This window comes from bacterium, assembly GCA_004322275.1.
GTDB lineage: Bacteria > Desulfobacterota > Deferrisomatia > Deferrisomatales > BM512 > SCTA01.
This window is the reverse complement of record SCTA01000014.1, coordinates 87753-103466: the sequence shown is the minus strand read 5'-3', so window position 1 is coordinate 103466 and position 15714 is coordinate 87753. Positions and strand designations below refer to the sequence as shown.

Annotated in this window: 19 protein-coding genes; 3 read left to right on the top strand and 16 right to left on the bottom strand. The window is 59.0% G+C overall.

The window, feature by feature from the left end; all coding sequences use genetic code 11:
• Window positions 1–620 precede the first annotated feature (620 nt).
• Window positions 621–824 carry a cold-shock protein gene (locus tag EPN96_04510; GenBank protein TAL17791.1) on the bottom strand — a complete coding sequence of 68 codons (204 nt, stop codon included), beginning with the start codon at window positions 822–824 and terminating at the stop codon, window positions 621–623.
• A gap of 878 nt (window positions 825–1702) precedes the next feature.
• Between EPN96_04510 and EPN96_04505 the strand changes: the two genes are divergently transcribed.
• Entirely contained in the window at window positions 1703–2281 is a 579-nt protein-coding gene (locus tag EPN96_04505; protein ID TAL17795.1) for a nitroreductase, read from the top strand.
• Between the two features lie 3 nt (window positions 2282–2284).
• On the opposite strand, the gene EPN96_04500 is transcribed toward EPN96_04505, so the two are convergent.
• From EPN96_04500 to EPN96_04470, 7 genes are all read right to left on the bottom strand, one after another.
• Entirely contained in the window at window positions 2285–2686 is a 402-nt protein-coding gene (locus tag EPN96_04500; GenBank protein TAL17790.1) for a pyridoxamine 5'-phosphate oxidase family protein, read from the bottom strand.
• 413 nt (window positions 2687–3099) lie between these two features.
• Complete coding sequence (locus EPN96_04495; GenBank protein ID TAL17789.1) at window positions 3100–3432, bottom strand: PilZ domain-containing protein; 333 nt, start codon at window positions 3430–3432, stop codon at window positions 3100–3102.
• 139 nt (window positions 3433–3571) lie between these two features.
• Window positions 3572–4702, bottom strand: coding sequence for a permease (locus tag EPN96_04490; protein ID TAL17788.1), 1131 nt, complete (start codon window positions 4700–4702; stop codon window positions 3572–3574).
• Window positions 4703–4734: 32 nt separating this feature from the next.
• Window positions 4735–4965 (bottom strand): thioredoxin family protein, encoded by a 231-nt coding sequence (locus EPN96_04485; GenBank protein ID TAL17787.1) that lies wholly within the window; start codon window positions 4963–4965, stop codon window positions 4735–4737.
• Between the two features lie 9 nt (window positions 4966–4974).
• Window positions 4975–5682 (bottom strand): cytochrome c biogenesis protein CcdA, encoded by a 708-nt coding sequence (locus tag EPN96_04480; GenBank protein ID TAL17786.1) that lies wholly within the window; start codon window positions 5680–5682, stop codon window positions 4975–4977.
• A gap of 7 nt (window positions 5683–5689) precedes the next feature.
• Complete coding sequence (locus tag EPN96_04475) at window positions 5690–6076, bottom strand: thioredoxin (GenBank protein ID TAL17785.1); 387 nt, start codon at window positions 6074–6076, stop codon at window positions 5690–5692.
• Between the two features lie 36 nt (window positions 6077–6112).
• Entirely contained in the window at window positions 6113–6490 is a 378-nt protein-coding gene (locus EPN96_04470) for a thioredoxin (GenBank protein TAL17784.1), read from the bottom strand.
• 135 nt (window positions 6491–6625) lie between these two features.
• Between EPN96_04470 and EPN96_04465 the strand changes: the two genes are divergently transcribed.
• Together EPN96_04465 and EPN96_04460 are read left to right on the top strand one after the other, a co-directional pair.
• Entirely contained in the window at window positions 6626–6976 is a 351-nt protein-coding gene (locus tag EPN96_04465) for an ArsR family transcriptional regulator (GenBank protein TAL17783.1), read from the top strand.
• A gap of 37 nt (window positions 6977–7013) precedes the next feature.
• Complete coding sequence (locus tag EPN96_04460; protein TAL17782.1) at window positions 7014–7208, top strand: hypothetical protein; 195 nt, start codon at window positions 7014–7016, stop codon at window positions 7206–7208.
• Window positions 7209–7369: 161 nt separating this feature from the next.
• On the opposite strand, the gene EPN96_04455 is transcribed toward EPN96_04460, so the two are convergent.
• From EPN96_04455 to EPN96_04420, 8 genes are read right to left on the bottom strand one after another with little or no spacing between them, the layout of a single operon-like run.
• Window positions 7370–8152 carry a hypothetical protein gene (locus EPN96_04455; GenBank protein ID TAL17781.1) on the bottom strand — a complete coding sequence of 261 codons (783 nt, stop codon included), beginning with the start codon at window positions 8150–8152 and terminating at the stop codon, window positions 7370–7372.
• The gene (locus EPN96_04450; GenBank protein TAL17780.1) at window positions 8149–9786 is read right to left on the bottom strand and encodes a tetratricopeptide repeat protein; all 1638 of its coding nucleotides are present in this window, start codon (window positions 9784–9786) and stop codon (window positions 8149–8151) included. The genes EPN96_04455 and EPN96_04450 overlap by 4 nt, the downstream gene beginning before the upstream one ends.
• A 3-nt stretch (window positions 9787–9789) precedes the next feature.
• A complete protein-coding gene (gene mutS / locus EPN96_04445) occupies window positions 9790–12450 on the bottom strand; it encodes a DNA mismatch repair protein MutS (protein TAL17779.1) in 2661 nt (886 codons plus the stop codon).
• A 5-nt stretch (window positions 12451–12455) separates the two neighbouring features.
• Window positions 12456–12860 carry a LapA family protein gene (locus EPN96_04440; protein TAL17778.1) on the bottom strand — a complete coding sequence of 135 codons (405 nt, stop codon included), beginning with the start codon at window positions 12858–12860 and terminating at the stop codon, window positions 12456–12458.
• Between the two features lies 1 nt (window position 12861).
• A complete protein-coding gene (locus EPN96_04435) occupies window positions 12862–13350 on the bottom strand; it encodes an HIT domain-containing protein (protein ID TAL17777.1) in 489 nt (162 codons plus the stop codon).
• Entirely contained in the window at window positions 13347–13844 is a 498-nt protein-coding gene (locus EPN96_04430) for a metallophosphoesterase (protein ID TAL17776.1), read from the bottom strand. Before EPN96_04430 ends, EPN96_04435 begins: the two co-directional genes overlap by 4 nt.
• Before the next feature lie 3 nt (window positions 13845–13847).
• Window positions 13848–14297 (bottom strand): D-tyrosyl-tRNA(Tyr) deacylase, encoded by a 450-nt coding sequence (locus tag EPN96_04425; protein ID TAL17775.1) that lies wholly within the window; start codon window positions 14295–14297, stop codon window positions 13848–13850.
• The gene (locus EPN96_04420; protein ID TAL17774.1) at window positions 14294–15616 is read right to left on the bottom strand and encodes a M23 family peptidase; all 1323 of its coding nucleotides are present in this window, start codon (window positions 15614–15616) and stop codon (window positions 14294–14296) included. The genes EPN96_04425 and EPN96_04420 overlap by 4 nt, the downstream gene beginning before the upstream one ends.
• Window positions 15617–15714: the final 98 nt, after the last annotated feature.

The following is a 15714-nucleotide window of genomic DNA, read 5'->3' as shown; positions in this document are numbered from 1 at the left end:
TTGTGGGGCTCTGCCCCACTCCCCTTGGTACTTCTTTTAGAAAGAAGTACCCAAGAAATCGGCCCGGAAGGTTCCGCTCGCTCTACGAGCGACCGGTCGCTGCGGCGGGGGCGTGAGGGGGCACTCGTTCGCTGCGCTTACTAAGACCCCCCCCGCCGCCCTTTCCGCCTTAAGCTCCCTGCGTCACCTACGGGCCACGGGGAGGACGAAAGGATGGCTCGCCGATAAACAGGATAATTCTTTGTTTATCGGCTCGAAGGTAATTTGTTTACACGTATGGGGGGAAGGGCGAAAGATTTTACCGGCGCGGTTTTTCGTTCCCTGCGAGGAATCCCGCAGCGAGAGGGCGAGACAGTAGCAGCGCTACGGCGAGTCCTTGAGTTACTCTGGTTCAAACAAGCCACGTAACTGGTTTTAAAATACGGCTTTGGGTTTTGTCGCAGGGCGAGGAGCCCGCAGGGAGCGCGACGAAGACAGTAGCGTGCCTACGGCAAGGAGCGCGAGCGAATAGCGACGAAGCCCCGCGGCAAAAGCCGAAGCCGTCCAGGGACGCGCCGTAAACAAAAAAAGAGGGTGAGCCTCTGACCTGGCCCACCCTCTTAACTTTAATTTTTGGTTAGTTACGCGGGGAGTACGTTGGTGGCCTGAAGCCCCTTGGCGCCCTGCGTTACGTCGAACTTTACTTCCTGGCCCTCGGTGAGGGTCTTGAAGCCTGAGCCCTGGATTGCGCTGAAGTGTACGAAGACGTCGCCGCCGCCGTTCTCCTGAGAGATGAAACCGAAACCCTTTTGATCATTGAACCACTTGACAGTACCTTTAGGCATGTTTTTTTCCTTTTTTCTTTTCCGGGTCTTACGCCCTTATTTTTGTTGCAACTACTATGGCGGAAGAACCAGACCGGGGTCAGAATCATACTTCCGGAGCTTGAGCCATACATATTGCCATGCGGACGCCGATTACTTTTGCAAATAAAAAACGGGAGAAGACCGTTGCCTCTCCCGTTTCGGTACTTGCTAATCGGTACATCCGCACCAGAAAACGAGTTATTCGTTCTCCGGCAATTGAAATATAACGACTCTCCTCAATATGTGCAAGGAAAATAATGCCGTTTTAAATTAAATTTCCTGAAAAACGCAACAAAACGTGTAATTTTCAGAAAAGACGGCGTTCCGCCGCAGGTTTGTGAATATTTTATTTAGGAGTAAAACGCTTTTAATTGTCCCCTCCGCTCCGAAACCGATTAAACTATCCCCATCGTTACCCGGCGAAAAAGGTCCGGCCACCCACCGCACCGCGGCAGGCGGCCATTGAAAAATATACGGAGAAGTGCTTGGAAAATCCTGCGGAAAATGTTTTCACCCGCTGCCCCCGGTGCGGTTTTAACTGGGCGACAAGAGAGGAATTCCTCGCCGATCCCGAAGTTGAATTTATAGAGTACCGGACCAATCTGCGCATCCTTCGGCTCGGAATTTTTCGCTTTTCCCATAGCCAGCCGATCTGCAAAAACGAAGTCGAGGTCGAGGCTACACTCTTTTCCGACCTCGGCGAGGGGCCGGTCTTCAACGAGAGGGACACGGGCTCCAAAAAGTGCAAGGGATATTGCCTCGACCCCAAGAGGGTCGAAATCTGCCAGGCGATCTGCGAATGCGAGGCGATAAGCGATATCGAGGCAAAAATAAAAGAGTGGCCGAAATCGACGAAACTGAACTACAGCCAGCTGGTCGAGAAGTGCAGAACCTTCCGCCGTTTCGACCAGTCAAAGCCCATAAAACGAAAAGACCTTCTGGACCTCGTCAATCTCGCGAGGCTGTCTCCCAGCCGGGCCAACCAGCAGCCGCTGAAGTACTTCATCTCCTCGGAGCCCGAACTTAACGCCGGAATATTCTCCACGCTCTCCTGGGCGAGCTATTTTCGCGGGTGGGACGGACCGGCAGAGGGGGAGCGCCCGGCAGGCTACATAGTGGTGCTTCACGACGATTCGGTCACAAAAAGCGCTGGCTGTGAGGACGGGATAGCGGCCCAGACGATGAAGCTCGGCGCGACTTACAAGGGGCTTGGCGGCTGCATCATAAACGCCATTGACCGCGAGGCGCTCCGCCAGGTCATCGCCATCAGGGATCATCTTCAGATACGGCTGGTACTCGCCCTCGGCGTTCCGGTCGAGAAGGTAAAGCTGGAATCGGCCGACGGCTCGATCCGCTACTGGCGGGACAAGGAAGACGTCATACACACCCCGAAGCGCCCCCTCGACGAAATAATTATAAAACCTAAGAAGAAGTAATGCTCAAGCCCAGAAAGGGGCCGAGCCCACTAGCGGACGAACGTTCTTCACGCGGAAAACGGCCACGCACTTCACCGAATTGCCTACGCCCGGCCCCACTATGCGTTCGGCGTTTTTTCTGACCTCCTCCAGAAGCTCTCCTTCCTCGATGCAGTTCAAAAGCTCCAGAGAAGCCCTGCACCCCCTGTAATCGCCTGCATCGTAGAGGTAGAGCGCGTTGGGGTTCATCCTCAGGTTCTTCAGGGATTGTCTCGCCGTCATTCCGAAGGCCCAGGTGCCGTCATCGAGCACCTTCGGCCGGGAAAAGGGGGCTGAATTCACCAGCCCTTTGTCGTTGGCCGTTGACAAATACCCCTGCCCCGCGTTCTGGGCGAAATATTTTCTGAAATCGATTACCCGCTCCATGTGAATCCCCTTTCCGAAGGACTATTTACGAAATAATCCTCAAATCCGTCTTCTTACATAAATATAAACCGGTTTGGGGATTTTTTAAGGGATCCGCAAAATAATCGGCCTTGAGGCTGTATACTTACGCTGTGAAACCACCTGGGACGGGAAAGGAGCGCAAAGATGAAATACCTCCCGGCGATTCTGGTTCTTTTGTCGCTTTTAACCTCTTGCCAAGCGGCAGGTGAGAGAACCGCACAGCCGTCCCCGGCGGAGCCGGAGAGGATTATTGAATCGGAAAGGATGAACTTTTAAGGCGAAAACAAGGTGAGGGGAAACCTGCGCCGCCGCCGTAAGGCGGGGGCCTCCGGCGGCATTCTTTGCCGGTGCGAAGAATGCCGGGGAAGGCGGGGCCTGCGGCCGTTTCGCGGTCAGAATCTTTCCACGTAGTCGCTTATCTTTTTGCGGGCCATCACGTCAAAGTGCAGAAACTCCACGCCGTACTGGTACAGGTCTTCCCGAAGCTTGTTTCCCCAGGCCACGCGGCCTCTTGCGACAATGTTCGACTGGTCGAAAAAGATGCTGAGCTCAAGTTCGGCGCCGACCTCGTGTTTCAGGGAATCCCCGAAGGAGAGCCCTCCCGAGCTGAGATCGTAAAGGCGGCCGTAATGCACCTCGGCCTCCGGCGCTCCGGGCTCACGGATGCGCACTTCGCCTTCAGTCTGAACCCTCTTGTGCTTTCGGCGGTCAATCCATGGGAACATCTAAAAGCCCCTTCCTCGTTTAAACCTGAGTTAATACCCATATTAAAGAAGTAGCAGAATAATCGGGTTTGGCTAGTGAAAGGGTGCGTTTTTTTAAACGGACAAGCCCTTATTGCAAAACAGCGGCGTCGGCTCCGGTTCAAAGCAAGACGTTGAAGAGATAACCCACCAGAAGGATTCCTCCCCCAACGACTCCGACAAATATCATAATCAGCCGCAGCTTCAGCACCTTACGGAGGATGACCATCTCCGGCAGGGACAAACCGATTACCGACATCATAAAGGCCAACACTGTGCCCAGAGCGGCTCCCTTGCCAAGAAGAGCCTGAACCACGGGGATAATCCCGGCGGCGTTGGAGTACAGGGGGATGCCGATCACGACCGAGAGGGGCACGCCCCACCAGCCCTCCTTCCCCATGATCCCGGCCATGAAGTCCTCGGGCACGTAGCCGTGTATCCCCGCGCCGACGGCTATCCCAAGGACGACCCAGGGCCAGACCTTCGCCACAATCTCCCGCACGGCGCCGAGGCCGTAGCGCACCCGTCCGGCCCAGTCCAAAGCCTGCCGCTCCTTCGCGCCATCCGCGCAGTGCATCCCGTAAACCCACTCTTCCACGTAGCGCTCCAGCTTTAGCCTTCCGATTATCCAGCCCGAGACTATCGCGATGAGAAGGCCGGTTCCCATGTAGAGCGCGGCGATCTTCCACCCGAAGAGTCCGAAGAGGAGGACGAGGGCGATCTCGTTGACCATCGGAGCCGAGATGAGAAAGGAGAAGGTCACGCCGAGAGGTACACCGGTGGTAATGAAGCCGATGAAGAGAGGAACCGCCGAGCAGGAGCAGAAGGGGGTCACGACCCCGAGGAGCGCGGCGAAGACGTTTCCCGCTGATTCGCTCCTGCCCGCAAGTATCGCCCTTGTGCGTTCGGGGGTGAAGAAGGAGCGCACTATTCCCACCGCGAAAACTACGAGGGTCAGGAGCAAAAGCACCTTCGGGGTGTCGTAGAGAAAGAACTCCACGGCCTTGCCGAGGCGGGTCTCCCGTTCAAGGCCGAAAAGGTCAAAGGTCAGCCAGCGGGAAAGAGGCTGGAGGGAAAAATAAATCGCGAACCATAGAGCCAGCGCCAGCGGAAGAAATATCCACAGCCGTGACCGCTTCGCTGCCGGAGCGGCGTACCGCGAAGGTTCTGGCGAAGCCTCAGCGGGGTTTTCGCAGGAGCAGGCCGCGGCTTCCTGTTCGACAACGTCAAGTTCAATTCGTTCCCTGGTCATTTCAAAAACTCCGGAGGGCTTTCATACCGCCTCTATTTCAGGAACCTGGCTATTTCCTCCTGCGACGGAACCTTCCCGGAAACCACGACCTTGCCGTCGACTACGAGCGCGGGAGTGACCATAACGCCGTACTTCATGATCTGCGCCAGGTCATCCACTTTGGTTATTTGGGCCTGAACGCCGCTTTTTTGCACTGCTTCTTTGGCCGCCTCATAGAGCTTGTTGCATTTCGCGCAGCCCGTTCCCAGTACTTCTATTTTCATTGTCACTCCTCAATAGCCGTACAGAGCGGCCTTCAGGATGTAAAGTCCGACGAGGGCGATAAGCGCTCCCGCCACGCGCTTCAGTACAGTATTCGCCCTATGGAAGGAGCGCGAACTTATGAGGTTTTTTACAACCCCCATCGAGGTTCCCGCAGCCACGATAAGGAGGCAGTGGCCCACCGCGTAAGTCCAGAGCAATCCAAGTCCGTAAGCCATGTTGCCCTTCGAGGCGATGTAGGTAAGCACGACAACCAGAATCGGCGCGGCGCAGGGCGCGGAGACGAGGCCGAAAAGGAGGCCTAGCAAAAAAGCGCCTAAAAACCCGGCTTTTTGCGGTTTAAACCCTGAAATCCGTTCCGGGACGCTGAAGGACCACAGATCCCAGAGGTGCGCCGCCATCGCGAGACAGACGAGGGCGATAATCCACGGCCACCCCTCCCAGACATCGCCGAAGAGCTTTCCCATGGTGACCGCCGCGAAACCCATCGCGGTAAAGGAGAGGGCAAGCCCCGCCACGAAGACCATCGAAAGGGCGAAAGACTTTTTCCAGCCGGAGGCCCCCTCGTAGCCCCCCACAAAGCCTATGACGAGGGGAATCATGGCCAGCACGCAGGGGCTTGAGGCGGTCAGCGCACCGCCGATGAAAACCGCCGCGAAAGCCAGCCACGGATTGGTGTCGATCAGGACCTGGGTCTGATCCAGAAATTCGCTCAGCATCCGGACTTCATTTCTTTAAAAGCCCAAGTTCGCGGAGCTTCGCCGTAATCGTGTCGGCCTGCATCAGCCCGACGTTGCGAAAGACCTCTTTGCCCTGCGCGTCGAAAAAGATGAGGGTGGGAACCACCAGCACCTTGTACTCCTCGACCACCTTCTCCTCGTCCTTGATGTGAATAAAGCGGAAGGAGACCTTGTCGCCGATCTTCGCGCCGAGTTCGTCTATTACCTTGCCCTGCGCTATGCACTGGCCACAGCGCTTCAGGCCGAAATCGGCTACGAGGGGCTTTTGGGCCGCCCTGGCCAGATCGCCGAGGGTGTCGGCGAAGGACAGCCCGGAAAAGAGGAGAATTCCGCAAAGAGCGGCGAAAAGGGACGGGAACCTGCCGGTTTTCATTTCACACCGCCTTTCCTGAGAACGGCCTCGACTTCTTCAAGGGGGAAAAAACCCCTCGTGACGAAAGTATTCCTTGCCCTGCCCGTCCAGAAACACCTGCGTCGGAATGATCGCCACTCGCCATTTCATGGCGGTCTCGGGGGCTTTTCTCACGTCGTGGAATTCCACGTCCACCCGCCCCGCGTAACGTCTTTTAACCTCCTCCAGAACCGGAACCATCGCATCGCAGGGTTTGCACCCCACCCCGCCGAGTTCGAGAAAAGTCACCCGGCCGTTGACGTATGCGGCCTGTGACGAAGATGAAGCGGCGCCGGAGGGCGGCTCGCTCTCCGAGCAGGCGGACAAGGACAGGGCCACGCAAAGGCAAAGAAGCGCAAAACCTCCGCATAAAACTTCAAATCGACATAGCCGCATTCAAAACACCAGAGGCGGCGCAGGCCGCTGAAGATAATTTCCCTTAAATATTGCGGCAATCATGCGCTCTTGACACCTCGCGTGTCAATGGGTAAGCTTCCCTATAAATCGCTTTTTATCGATATGGAGATCTAGATGGAAGGTATAATGAAGTCCCTGAAGGCGCTCGGGGACGAATCGAGGGTGCGCATCCTGTGGATGCTCGAAGAGCGCCCCCTGTGCGTCTGCGAGATACAGGAAGCGCTTGGGCTGGCGCAGTCCACCGTCTCGCGCCACCTCCAGCTTCTTGAGGAGGCGGGATTCGTCACCTCGGAAAAGGAAGGCCAGTGGCGAAACTACAAACTCAACCCCTCGCCAATCCCCGCCGTTAGCGGGCTTTTATCGGTAGTGCGCCTTTGCGCCCTCGCCGAGCCCGAGGCGCTCGAACTCAGGGAGAGGGTTAAAACCATATGGCGGGAAAACATCTGCTGCAAAAAAGCGGTTTAGAGAGAGTGCGGTTTTTGTTTTCCAAAAGAAGGGCGGCATGAAAAAAGCTCTGCTGTCTGGCGATCCTGTTTTATACGACCTTTACCGGCTTGGCCTGACGGCCCCTGTGTGGACTTCACTGCCCGATGAAGGCAATAAAAATGGCGTCGAGGTGCCGGTGCTTATCGGACTGGTCAACGTCGCGCTGAACCTCCGGGGAAGGTATTTCAAGGCTGAATTTAAAGGGATTTAAAATATCTACAGGCGGGGAGCAAAGCAACGTTTTTACTTCCGGCAAACTATTTCGGCGAAGGGCGAGGAGCCCGCAGGGAGCGCGACGCAGACAGTAGCGCCACTACGGCAAGGAGCGCTCCCGAGTCGCGACGAAGTCCTTCGCCGAAATAGGAAGCCGGACTAGCGGAAAATTCCCAGCTTCTCCCAAAGTTTCTCCCCGCCCGAATCTATCTTAGTATCTTCCGGCGTCTTTATCTTCACCGACAAGGGGCGCTTCCCCGGCCCGGACAGTACGACCTTTGCCTTCAGCCTGAGCCGCTCCTCGCCGTTCTCTCCGCTGAGGGAGATAACGCCGGGGTAGTCGGAATCTCCGACCTTCAGGTATTCCGAATAGGCTATTTTCAGGTTCGGCTTCTCTCCCGCCTCCCCGTAAAGCGCCTCTATCGGCAACCCCCTGACTCCGATAAGCACCGTCTGCCACCTTCCGGAATTGTCCTCAAGCCTCAGAACCTCAGCTCCTCCGCCGGTTTTCCACGCCGATACGACCCTGCCCTCTATCGGCACCCTGCCGCCGAGGAGAGCGGAAAACCAGCCGGAAAACTCCCTGGTGCCGTCGCGGTAAAGTATTTCCTCGTCGGGGAGGTAGATTTCGCACTCTCCCGCGTCCGAGCAGGCCGCCGCGAAGACCTGCTTCGCCATGGGGCCCGCGAAGCCGTCGAACCTTGCCCCGACGCCGCTCTCGACCCTCGCGCCGTAATCCACTTCGCCGATTTCCGGCACAAAAGCCTCGCCGTTGACGCGCACCTGCGGCAACTCCGCGTTATAGCGCGAAAGCTCTCCGCCGGGAATTTCGGCGTCGACTGGCGTTCCCTGGGGATGGAAGGCGAGGCGGGCACCCGCGCAGCCGCCGAGCAGAAGCGCCAGAGCCAGAAACCCCGGAAGGATTTTTACAAACGCTCTCATTTGAGGGCCGCGCGCTTTTTCTTCACGTCTTCGTTGCCGGGGTCGTTGTGAAGAGCTTTTTCGTAGGCGACTTTCGCCTTCTCGACCTCCCCCAGCGCCACAGCGGCGTCCCCCACATGTTCCCAGATGATCGCGTCGTTATCGATTTTTACAGCGGCGAGTTCGAGCTGCTCCAGCGCCTCGGCGTACTTCCCCATTCTGTAATATATCCACCCGAGGGTATCGAGGAAGGGGCCGCTGTCCGGCAGGCGGGCCAGCGCCTTTTTAACCATCGCCTCGGCCTCTTCGAGCTTTACGCCGTTTAAAGACCAGGTATAGGCGATGTAGTTGAGGGCGTAAGGTTCTTCGGGGTTGATAGCGAGAACCCGGTTCATCCTCTCGACCGATTCCTCCCACCTGCCGAGGGAATCGAGGAGCACTCCCCATGAAAAATGGAATTTCTCGTTGTCGGGGTCGCCGTGAAGCCGGAGATATTTCTTGAAATACTCGACTCCCTCGCTGGCGCGGCCCGAGCCCTTCAGATAATCGACAAGCTCCACCGCGCCGTCCTCGTCCTTCGGGCACTTCTCGATGTAACCGGAGATAATCTCCTCGGCCTTCTCCTCCTTGCCCGTCTTTTTATATATCTTGGCCAAAAGCACGTCGGAGAGCATCTTCATCTCGCCGCCGGACACCTTTGTGAAGGCCTCCGCCGCCCCTTCGCTGTCGCCGCCTCTGGCGCGAAGGTTCCCGAGCAAGAACCAGTTGCCGTCGCCCTGCTCTTTGGCGACAAGTTTTTCCGCGTACTTTACCGCGAGAGGGATATTGCCGAGTTCCGCCGCCATCATCGCGAAACGCGAGAGGGTCTCCGGCTTCTCCGTAAAGTCGAGGCCTTTTTGAAGATAGTCATGGGCTTCCTGATACTTTTCCTGCCGGGCCAGAAGCTCGATAAGGGCGATGCGCTGCATCTCGGCGTGGGGATTTTGCTTTATCAGTCTGGTGAGGAGTTCAAGGGCCAGGCCGGTCTCGCCTTTGCCCTCATAGTAGAGCGAGAGAACCGAGAGGGCCTGATTGTGGTTGGGATTGAGCTCCAGGGTCCTCTTGTACTCCGCCAGCCCCTCCTCCTCCATGCCCTCTTCTGCGAGAATCCTGGCATACCAGTAGTGGGCGTCGGCGCTCTGGGGCTCGGCGGCCGCCCATTCCTTCGCGACGACGAGCGCGTCGCCGACTCTTTCGATCTTGTGGAATACCTGGATCGCCAGCATGCTCGCCTCGCCGCCGCCGCCGTTTTTGGCGGAGAGCGCGGCGTTTTCCCCCGCCTGGTCGAACCAGCCGAGCGACAGAAGCGCCTTGGCCTTGTAGAGGAGCAGATTCGGGTCCGCCGGAGCGTACTGGAGCCCCTTGTTCGCTTCCCGAAGCGAGCCGTCCGGGTCGCCGCTCTCATCGAGAAGTTTTACCAGTTCAAGACGGGTCTTTACGTCGGCGGGATTCTTTCCGAGAACGTCCAGCAGGGGGGCCGCTTTTTGCGCCACCTCCCCGGCGGGGCCCGGAACCGCGCCGGTCCTCAGTTCGCCCTTCTGCGAAGAGCAGGCTGCCGCAAAGAAGAGGGCTCCAAGTAAAAGAACCGCTCCAAACCGCTTTTGGCGGTGCATCATCCGCTATCCTTTCTTTCCGCGAAGAATATCGCGGGCTTTTTTTTGAAATTCGTCGAGGCGCAAAAGCGCCTCCATCGGGGTCATCTCTTCGACTACGAGAGAATCTATCTCCTCAAGGAGCCTCTTCTTTTTCGCGTCCTCGGCCCCGGAAAAAAGATCGAGCTGACGCTTGCCGTGCGCTTGCGCCAAAAGCTCCGAGGCGGCGATTCTGGGCCTTCCCGTCTCGTCGAGTTCCCCTGTTTCGAGGTTTTCCAGAACCTCTTTGGCCCTTTTTACGACCTCTTCGGGGAGACCCGCGAGTTTTGCCACCTCGATGCCGTAGGACCTGCTCGCCCCGCCCTCGACCAGCCTTCTCAGGAATACGATCTTGCCCTGCCACTGTTTCACGGCGACGTTAAAATTCGCCACGCCGGGAAGGGTGCGCGCCAGATCGGTCAGCTCGTGGTAGTGGGTGGCGAAAAGGGTGCGCGAACCCTTTTTGTGTATGTACTCGGCCACCGCCCAGGCAATGGAGAGCCCGTCGAAGGTTGAGGTCCCCCTCCCTATCTCATCCAGTATAACCAAAGATCGGCCCGTTGCGTTGTGAAGAATTGCAGCGCTCTCCATCATTTCGACCATGAAGGTCGAACGCCCGCGCGCGAGGTCGTCGGAAGCCCCGACCCTTGTAAAAATGCGGTCCACGAGCCCCACCCTTGCCGCTTCCGCCGGGACGAAGGAGCCCATCTGCGCCATCAGCGCGATAAGCGCCGTCTGCCTGAGAATGGTCGATTTACCGCTCATGTTCGGGCCGGTGATGACCGAAAGCCGGTTTTGCTCGCCGTCGAAGAGAAGGTCGTTCGGGACGAACCTCTCCGTACCCGAGAGGGCCTCGACCACGGGGTGCCGTCCGCCGGTTATCGAAAGCTCGTACCCCTCGTGGAGGTGGGGGCGGACGTACCTTCTCGCCACCGCGAGGTCGGCGAGAGAGGAGAGGGTGTCCAGAAGGGCGACGGCCCCCGAGGTCCTCCTCATCTTTTCGACGTGGCGTCCGGTCTCTTCGCGGATTTTGAGGAAAATCCCGTATTCGAGCGCGTTCGCCCTCTCCTCGGCCCCCAGCACCTTCGACTCCATCTCTTTCAGTTCCGGGGTGACGTAGCGCTCGGCGTTGGCCAGCGTCTGCCTGCGCTCGTAGCCCTCCGGCACCTTGTCGAGGCGGGCGCGGCTGATCTCGATATAGTAGCCGAAGACCTTGTTGAAGCCTATGCGAAGAGAGCTTATCCCCGTGCGCTCGCGTTCGGCGGACTGGAGGCGGGCTATCCAGCCCCTTCCGCCGCGCTGCACCTCCCGGAGCTCGTCGACGGCGGAGTCGTACCCCTCGCGGATTATCGCCCCCTCCGTCAGGGAGGGAGGGGGAGAGTCCGCCAGAGAGTCCGTGAGGAGCTTTGCAAGGCCGGTCAGGGGATCGAGATCATTAAGGGCGTCTTGGAGCAGCGGCGCGTCAGCCCCCCTCAAAAGTTCCCGAAGCTCGGGGACAGACCCCAGGGATTCGCGGAGGGCGACGAGATCGCGGGCGTTGGCGGAGCCTATGGCGACTTTGCCTGCGAGACGCTCCAGATCGCTGACCTTGCGAAGCGTCTCCCGGAGGTTCTTCCGAAGCTCGCCGCGCTGGACAAACTCGGCTACGGCAGAGAGCCGCTCCTCTATCTTCGCCAGGTCCATCAGCGGAAAGGCGAGCCAGCGCCGGAGGAGCCTTCCTCCCATCGGCGTCCTGGTCCTGTCCAGCAGGTGAAGGAGAGTCCCCTGCCCCCGCTCGCCCGAGAGGGTGTAGAAGAGTTCGAGGTTTCTCTTCGTCGCGTCTCCGAGGAAGACGAAATCGCTCCCGAGGTGGCTCGCTATGGGCCGAAGCCCCGAAAGCGCCGAGCGGTGGCGGGACTTGACGTAGCAAAGGAGCGCCCCGGCGGCGGCTACCGCGAGCGGTTTTCCGTCGAGGCCGAACCCGCCGAGGTCGGCAACGCCGTAATGCTCCCTGAGCCGCTCAGCCGAGCGCTCCGGGTGAAAAAAATCGGCGGAAACGGGGGTCACGGGAAGGGAGGGCGGGAAGAGTTGTTTCTTTTCCCTGGCCTCCTCCTCTGAGATTATGAGCTCGTGGGGCTCCACGCGCCCGAGCTCCTCCAGAAGGGCGCGCATGTCCGCGAGCTGCCCCGCGAAGAACTCCCCGGTGGTGATGTCCAGAAAGGCGTAGCCGACCCCGCCCTTTCCCTCGTGAAGGGCAAAGAGGTAGCGCGGTTCTTTGGCGCTTATCATCTCGGTGTCGGTGACGAGGCCGGGGGTGACTACCTGCGATATTTCCCTCTTTACGATGGTCTTGCCGGGGCCCGGCTCCTCCACCTGCTCGCAGATGGCAACTTTGTACCCCTTCTCGATGAGTTTGGCTACGTAGCCCCTTGAACTGTGGTGGGGGACGCCGCACATCGGCACGGGATTTTCGCCCTTGTCGCGGCTCGTGAGGGTTATTTCGAGAAGCTCCGAGGCCAGGACGGCGTCCTCGAAGAACATCTCGTAGAAATCCCCGAGGCGGAAAAAGAGGATGGAATCGGGATGAAGTTCCTTTTGCTCCAGGTACTGGCGCATCATGGGAGTGAGCTGCGCCGGTCTTGGTATCTCCCTCTTCTCCGGATCTTCCATATTTTTCAGGGGGAGGGCTCCACGCCGGGAGGAGGTTCTCCGGAAGAAACTTCGCTCTTGGAGTTCGCCGTTTCGGGAGCGGGTTCCTCGGCGACTCTGGCCGAAGAGGAACGCTCGTCGACAAGCTCTTTTTCGAGGGTCTTTATCTTCTTCTGGAGGAAGAAGGACTCCGATTTGGCGGCTACTATCGCAATGAGGCCGTTCAGCCACGAATAAAGGAGACCCAGCACGAAGGCGACCAGGATGACGAAAAAGAGGGGTATCGGCGGCGTCTCGAACTTCCAGCCGGGAATGAAAAAATCGCTGGTGAACCTGACCGAATGCTTTAGCTCTTCGGCGTTCTCGAGGGCCAGGAGGACCGCGAGGCAAAGCACCAGCGCACCGATCAGCTTGCGCACGAATGAGGCCACACTACCCTCCCATTTTCTGTTTAAGGTCGGCGTAAGTTTTAAGAAGGTGCTCGGGCATCACGCGGATGTCCGCCAGCACCGGCATGAAATTGGAATCACCCTTCCAGCGGGGAACGAGGTGAAAATGGATATGTTCGCCTATGCCCGCCCCGGCGGCCTTGCCCAGATTGAGCCCGGCGTTATAGCCCTCGGGTCCGTAGAGTTCGTCCAGAGCCTTTTTAGCCTCGACAAAAAGGGTCCAGAGCTCTGAAATCTCTTCGCCGGTAAGCTCTTCAACCGCTCCGGCGTGCCTTTTCGGAATAATCATCAGGTGGCCGCTGGCGTAGGGGTAGCGGTTCAGGACCGCGATCGAGTTCTTTTTGCTGGCGACGACGAGAGAATCCGGGTCTTCGGGGTTTTCGGCGGCGCGGCAGAAAACACACCCGCCTGTTTTGGGCCTGCCGACGTACTCGCGCCGCCAGGGAGCCCAGAGAACCCTTTTGGCTGTCATCGGCCCAAGTCCACGAGTCTGGCGTGGGGGCCGCCGGGGCACAACTCCACCAGGGCGGCCGTCCGCGTCGGAGCCCACCTCTTGTCGAAGGGGCTGCCCGGATTCACGAAGAGAGTCTTGCCCACCCGCTCGATGAGGGGCTTGTGGCTGTGGCCGAAGATGACGATATCCGGCAGGGGGTCGAACCTCGCCGCCACGCGCGCCCGCATCCCCTCCGGCGCTCCCCAGCCGTGCACGATGCCGATGGTGAACCCTTCCAGGGTTATCGTCTGCTCGCGGGGGAGCCTCTTCGCCACCTCGCCCAAATCCATGTTGCCCGCCACGCCGTAGTAGGGCCGCGGATCGACCAGCTCAAGGTGGTCCACGATCCTTGTCCCGGTGTGGTCTCCGGCGTGGATCAACACCTCCGCCTTGCCCAGCGGCACCGCCAGCAATTCCAGAAAAGCCATCGTCACGCCGTCGAGGTGAGTGTCGGATATGACGCCGAGTATCATCCCTTAAAAGACCTTTCGAGAGTCAAGGAGCATGGTAACCGGCCCTTCATTTACGAGTGAAACCTCCATCTCGGCCCGGAACTTCCCGGTGGCGACGAAAAACCCTTCGCCGCGGAGCCCCTCGGCTACACGCAGGTAGAGGCTTTCGGCGAGATCCATCGGCGCGCTCCTCGTGAAGGAGGGGCGCCTCCCCTTGCGGCAGTCGCCGAGCAGGGTGAACTGGCTGACGAGGAGGACTCCGCCGCCCACCTCGCCGAGGGGAAGGTTCATCTTTCTCTCCCGGTCCTCGAAGACGCGCAGACCGGCGATTTTGTCTACAATATACTCGACGTCCGTAAGCGTGTCACCCTCTTCCACTCCGAGGAGAACCAGAAAACCTTTTCCGACCCTGCCGATCTCCTCGCCCGCAACGGTCACTGAGGCGCACTTGACGCGCTGGACTACTCCCCTCACCTTTTGGCCTCGGCCACCGCCCCGAGAAGGGGCATCCTGTCGAGCACGGCTATCCACTCCTTTGAACCGGCCTCGAAGGCGGGTCTGTCGGAGGCGGCCACCGGCGGCCCGGGCTCGAACTTGTGCTTCAGGGGGTTAACCCAGCTTCCGTTTATCCTCAGGCGGTAGTCGAGGTGAGGGCCGGTGGCGAGGCCCGTCGCCCCGACGTAACCTATCACCTGCCCCTGATCGACCCTCGCCCCCGAGCGGATTCCCTTCCCGTAGCCGGAAAGATGGAGATAGCTGGATTCGTAACCCATCGCGTGGCGCAGGGTTATCATCTTTCCCGCGCCTCCGTTGGTTCCGGCGAAGGACACCGAGCCGTCGGCGACGGCCTTTACAGGCGTGCCGGTGGGAGCGCCGAAATCCACCCCGTAGTGGGCCTTGACCTCGTGGGTCACGGGGTGCCTGCGGGCGGAGCTGAAATTCGAGGTGACGCGCGTGAAATCCAGCGGCGACCGCAGGAAGGATTTTCTGATGTTGTTGCCCTTAAGGTCGTAATAGCCGGTAGTAACCCCGGTAAAGTAAAAGGCGAAATGGGTCTCGTCGCGGTCCTTGTAGCTTGCCGCCTTTATCCTTCCGTTGCCGATGAATTTTCCGTCGACGTAGAGACGCTCGTAGACGGCGCGGAACTGGTCGCCGGGCTGCGATTCGTGGGTGAAATCCACGTCCCACGCGAAAAGGTCGGCGAAGGCCATGATCAGGTCGGCGTCCGCCCCCGCCTCAATGAAGGAGTTCCAGAGGGAGCCTTCGAGGGTGCCGGAGATCGTCGCCTCCACCCTCTCGATGGGGACGTTGACCTTTTTGACGACCCACGAATCGCCGGAGAGATCGCCCCTTATTATCTCGACCGGGCTCTTCTGGTACTCGAAGCGCAGAATCTCCCCGTCAGGGGCCGTCCAGAAGGTGTAATCGTCGCCGAGGCGCATCTGGCGCGGGTCGAGGACCGGCCGAAGGGCGCTTGTGAAGGACTGGGAACGGTTGGGGGAGACTCCCGCGCGTCTGGCTATCACGTCGAGGGTGTCGCCCCGGCTTATCTCCCCCTTCGTGACCTTTGCCTTAAGGGTGCGCTTCGCCCCCTCTTCGAGACGCAGCGAGATGTTCTCGTCGGCCCCGGCGCAGGTGGGCATGGAGATGGCCGAAAGGGTGGTGAGGGAGGAATCGTCGAAGATCGTCTGACCGAAATTGAAGAACCGGTCGGGACGGCCGACAAAGCAGAACGACAGCGCGAAAGCCGCGAGGTTCAGGAGAGCTTTTCTGTGCTTTAAATAGAATTTCAATCCGCACGTCCACAGATCGGGTTTCGCAAAAGACAGCCTGCCGGGTGAAAAGCTTACCCGGAAGGTGGTGGTTTATGTTACGCATGGGAGGGGAAAGA

Coding starts and splice junctions, on each gene's coding strand:
- EPN96_04510 (TAL17791.1), bottom strand. CDS start 824: ATGCCTAAAGGTACTGTCAAGTGGTTCAATGATCAAAAGGGTTTCGGT.
- EPN96_04500 (TAL17790.1), bottom strand. CDS start 2,686: ATGGAGCGGGTAATCGATTTCAGAAAATATTTCGCCCAGAACGCGGGG.
- EPN96_04495 (TAL17789.1), bottom strand. CDS start 3,432: ATGTTCCCATGGATTGACCGCCGAAAGCACAAGAGGGTTCAGACTGAA.
- EPN96_04490 (TAL17788.1), bottom strand. CDS start 4,702: ATGACCAGGGAACGAATTGAACTTGACGTTGTCGAACAGGAAGCCGCG.
- EPN96_04485 (TAL17787.1), bottom strand. CDS start 4,965: ATGAAAATAGAAGTACTGGGAACGGGCTGCGCGAAATGCAACAAGCTC.
- EPN96_04480 (TAL17786.1), bottom strand. CDS start 5,682: ATGCTGAGCGAATTTCTGGATCAGACCCAGGTCCTGATCGACACCAAT.
- EPN96_04475 (TAL17785.1), bottom strand. CDS start 6,076: ATGAAAACCGGCAGGTTCCCGTCCCTTTTCGCCGCTCTTTGCGGAATT.
- EPN96_04470 (TAL17784.1), bottom strand. CDS start 6,490: ATGCGGCTATGTCGATTTGAAGTTTTATGCGGAGGTTTTGCGCTTCTT.
- EPN96_04465 (TAL17783.1), top strand. CDS start 6,626: ATGGAAGGTATAATGAAGTCCCTGAAGGCGCTCGGGGACGAATCGAGG.
- EPN96_04460 (TAL17782.1), top strand. CDS start 7,014: ATGAAAAAAGCTCTGCTGTCTGGCGATCCTGTTTTATACGACCTTTAC.
- EPN96_04455 (TAL17781.1), bottom strand. CDS start 8,152: ATGAGAGCGTTTGTAAAAATCCTTCCGGGGTTTCTGGCTCTGGCGCTT.
- EPN96_04450 (TAL17780.1), bottom strand. CDS start 9,786: ATGATGCACCGCCAAAAGCGGTTTGGAGCGGTTCTTTTACTTGGAGCC.
- mutS (TAL17779.1), bottom strand. CDS start 12,450: ATGGAAGATCCGGAGAAGAGGGAGATACCAAGACCGGCGCAGCTCACT.
- EPN96_04435 (TAL17777.1), bottom strand. CDS start 13,350: ATGACAGCCAAAAGGGTTCTCTGGGCTCCCTGGCGGCGCGAGTACGTC.
- EPN96_04430 (TAL17776.1), bottom strand. CDS start 13,844: ATGATACTCGGCGTCATATCCGACACTCACCTCGACGGCGTGACGATG.